The organism is Chroococcidiopsis sp., from assembly GCF_051657925.1.
Lineage (GTDB): Bacteria > Cyanobacteriota > Cyanobacteriia > Cyanobacteriales > Chroococcidiopsidaceae > Chroococcidiopsis.
Window position 1 is genome coordinate 1 of sequence record NZ_JBOFLP010000307.1, and the last position, 3624, is coordinate 3624.

Here is a 3624-nt window from a genome sequence, read left to right on the forward strand (position 1 = left end):
ATAAACGCGCAGATAAACCACATCAGATAATGTCAGGTTCACATCTGCCAACAAAGCTTGAATTCGTTCTAAAATACCGATCGCCTGAGTTTTCGTATCGCCATAGCGATCGCGAGTTCGCAGTGGAGCATCGGGATTAATAACTGGTGGGACTGTGCCACTCGTCCAATAGTAAGCTTGGTCTTCCGGTACGGCGACGGCTGAAGCAATTGAAGATGTTGGCGTACCGTAAAAAACGACTTTTTCTGGTGAAGTTGGTTTGGCTACAGCTTTAAGATCGATACCAAAAATTTGCAAACCGATAAAGCTAGCACAAACAATTGCTAATAACCAAGCACTAACTTTTCCCAATTGAAATTGATTGATGAAACGTTTCATAGTTAATTTTTGGGTAACAGGTGGAAGTTGTAGAGGCGCATTTAGCAGATAGATTGACAAATGAGGTAATCAGTTTTCGCTCAAAACTCGTCCGTACAAAAGTCAGATGTGTTTCACGCACAAATGACAAATGACAAATGACGCTCATAGAGCCGCAATCTGCGTAGATACCAGACGAGCAGATTCAAAAGCACCAGCCATCCAACCTGTGAGATAGCTGAGATGTTCGCCGCACAAATAGATGTTGCCATCTGGTTGATTCAGTCGCGGATAGTATGTTGTTCTGACATCAGTGGTGTACTCCGCCCATCCACCTTTGCTGTAAGGTACTGTTGACCAGAAGAGCGAAAAGCCATTCTCAAAATGGTTATTGTATTGCGGGTGAATCTTACTCCCTTGTTCCAATGCCAAAGCTACGCGGTCTGTGGGGGTGAGGGTTCCTACTTTCTCTGCTGTTGAACCAAAGTTGTAGTAGCCCAAGACTACGCCTTTTTGAGACAGATAACCCGTTGAGGGATACCAGATCTGAGTGATGTCCTGGTCAGTTTGAGTGATACCACCGAAGATGTCTTCGTCATCTTCCCAGAAACGACGGTTGAACTGTAACGCACTTTTACCCGTGACGGCATATTCCACGCTGGCGATCGCTTCTTTCATGTCGGGAGCCAAATCAGAGGGAATATCCTTCAGTACTGATAGAGGAATATTACAGATGCAGTAGTCGGCTGTTTCTTGCTTGACATTACCCGATTTATCTTTGTACAAAATTTGCACGCCATCGGGAGTCTTGCGAATTTCTGTCACCACTGCACCATAAGTAATGAATCGTCCCACTTGCTTTTCAAAAGCTTTGGCGATCGCATCCATTCCGCCTATCGGTTCAAACATGGTCATTTGTTGGTTGAAACCAAATTCAAAAGATTCGTTCCCAGCAAATCCCAATTCCAATAACGCACTCAAGTCGTAAGGATCGTCAACAACTCCAGGTGCATCACCTGCTCCTTGATATGTGGAGTAACCGCGTCGGCTGGAACCTTTGTAAAACAAATCTGGGTTTAAGCCGCCGTAGGTACGGAGAAATTCGATCATTTTCTCCTTATCTTCCACGGTCAGAGGTGCATCAACTGCATCTTTACTAATTGCCTTCGCTAAGAGTTCGGAAATGTATCCCCGCATATCGGCGATCGCTTCGCGAGCGTGAACCTTGCGACCGGATAACGAACCTGCGTTTTCACGGTAAATATATTGCTGGCGACTGAGATTGACTATGACTTCTAACGGAACGCCCAGTTCTTTGCAATAGTCGATCGTGATGTGATGGTAGGGAATCCGAGCGGGACCAGGGTTAAAATATTGTCCGCGATCGAATCCGATCGTCTGCGTCTGACCTAAAGTATCGGTAAATTTATCTCCTGTGCGAACTGTCCAGCAACGACCCCCCAAACGTTCTCTAGCTTCTAAAATTTTGCATTGGTAGCCGACTTTGCTCAATTCATAAGCACACGTCATGCCACCCAAACCAGCACCGAGAATGATAATACTTTTACTACCTCCTCGACGTTGAAGTTGAAACGGTGATTTTTGTGCTGTTGCTGGTTTTTCTATCAAATCCAAAGCCTGCATAACTGCATAAGTCGTACCAGCAGACGCAGCAAGCCTCGTGATAAAGTCTCTTCTTCTCACGTCTAATCCTCAATTATTTGGTTGCACAAAAAATTGCAAAAAGATGTAGTTTATACATTATTTGCGCTGCAAAGCTGTATAAGAGCGAGTAAATACTGGTTGCAGCGTTATTTTTGCGACATGAATCAAAATATGGCGAATAACAAGCAAAAAGTGTATTTGCAATGACAATTTGATTTTTAGTAAAAATGAGTTTTGTAACTACTGCGTTGCATAAAAATGAGTTTTGTAACCGTCCGCGATCGCGGTATTTTTAGTTACTGATTATTCAGCAATTCTGCTGTCTGCTGCGGTTGAACTAAAGTATTGGCACACAAAATTCCCGAAGCGGCAACAGCTGGCACGCCAATTCCAGGCATAGTACTATCACCAACGCGATATAATCCCGAAATCGGAGTGTGAGTACTAGGAAACATCCCCTTACCAGCAGCGATCGCAGCTCCATAAGTTCCCTGGTAACGTCGTAAATAATGAGCGTGAGTTAACGGCGTACCGATCAGTTCTAAGACAATTCTTTGTCTAATATCTGGAATAACTCGTTCTAAAGCGCGATAGAGAGATTGCGATCGCTCTTTTTTCCGTTTCTGATAGCCGTTATCTCGCTGCCAATGTTCGTGCGGTTCCAAAGTATAGGCGTGAACCACATGATGTCCTGGGGGTGCAAGAGAAGCATCCCACACCGAAGGAATGGAGATCATGCAGGTGTTACCAGGAGTCGTAATATCTCGTTCTGCATCGTGGACGACAACATGATGTCCGGTTAAATTGTCCAACCCCTCAGCTTGAATCCCCAAATGCAAGTGCATAAAACTATCTACAGATGGGGTGGCTAAAGCTGTCTGACGATAGGATGCGGGTAAATCTTCTGGCTGTAATAATTTACCGTAGGTATCCCAAATTGAAGCGTTGGAGATAACAATTGGTGCATTGAGGATTTCCCCCCGCCGCAAGCGCACGCCCTTAACTCTGCCAGATTCCACCAAAATTTGCTCGACATGACAACCCAAACGCAACTCGCCACCCCAGCGTTTCAACCCGCGAACTAAAGCATCGACGATCGCCCCACTGCCCCCAATTGGATACTCTACCCCAGCACGAGAGCGTTCGCCTAACATAAAAGCAACTTCTGGGGCGATCGTTCCATGTGCTTTTAAACCCGATAGTAGAAAACATTCTAGATCGATGAGTCGCCTCACCCAGCGATCGCCCACTTCTCGATCCATGACTTGTCCTACCGAGCTTTGAATTAAACCCAAATGGGGTAACATTTTGACCAATGAGGGCAAGCAACGCCCCATGAGAACGGGTATCAGTTGCCAATCAGCCCGTAATAATATTGTGGGAATGCCCTGTAAGGTGTCGTACAAGGGTAGCAAGCGGTGAATAAATCGTTCTAATTCTTTCGATCCTTGAGGGGTAAATTGCCTTACTGCTTCTAGGTAGCGTTCCTGTTGGCTGTAAACAGGTAAAGTTCCTTCAGGAAAATGGTAATGTCCCAAAGGATCGTAAGGTATGGCTGGGAGAGTTTCTTCTAAAACATTCAAGACTTGACGCAGGGGGTTG

General features: G+C 45.3%; 3 protein-coding genes. All 3 read right to left on the minus strand.

Features of this window, described 5'->3' with window-relative positions:
• Positions 1-378: RidA family protein (locus ACRC32_RS24950; protein ID WP_438556499.1), on the minus strand; the 378-nt coding region annotated here is incomplete at its 3' end.
• A gap of 144 nt (positions 379-522) precedes the next feature.
• Positions 523-2061 carry a flavin monoamine oxidase family protein gene (locus ACRC32_RS24955; RefSeq protein WP_438556500.1) on the minus strand — a complete coding sequence of 513 codons (1539 nt, stop codon included), beginning with the start codon at positions 2059-2061 and terminating at the stop codon, positions 523-525.
• A 257-nt stretch (positions 2062-2318) separates the two neighbouring features.
• Positions 2319-3624, minus strand: a 1306-nt coding sequence (locus tag ACRC32_RS24960; protein ID WP_438556501.1) for a phytoene desaturase family protein, incomplete at its 5' end; no start/stop codon positions are given.